Genomic DNA, 371 nt, shown 5'->3' with positions numbered 1-371 from the left:
CGACAAGCGTCCAAGTTCTTGTGATTACGGATTCGTTTGCACAGGAGCCATCAGCCACAGCAGCAGAATATGTTGCGTCCAATCCATTTGAGCAGGTGTCCGCCTCATCTGTCGCGTCACCAGTAATAGAAAGATCGGTAGGATCCTGGTCACATTCGATAGTGGTACAAGCAGGGACCGTAAAGGTAGGCGCAGTAGTGTCCACGACGTTTATCGTCTGCACTAGGTTAGTCTCGTTCCCACAGTCATCGACAAGTGTCCAAGTTCTTGTGATTACAGATTCGTTTGCACAGGAGCCATCAGCCACGGCATCAGAATATGTTGCTTCCAATCCATTTGAGCAGTTGTCCGCCTCATCTGTCACGTCACCA

Annotated in this window: 1 pseudogene; it reads right to left on the bottom strand. The window is 49.9% G+C overall.

Annotated elements, in window-relative coordinates:
• Nucleotides 1-371: pseudogene (locus AB9K26_RS00050) on the bottom strand (hypothetical protein); the annotation flags it as partial.

Origin of the sequence: Psychroserpens sp. XS_ASV72 (assembly GCF_041224425.1) — a bacterium.
Taxonomy (GTDB): domain Bacteria; phylum Bacteroidota; class Bacteroidia; order Flavobacteriales; family Flavobacteriaceae; genus Psychroserpens.
This window is presented reverse-complemented; position numbering and strand designations above follow the sequence as displayed.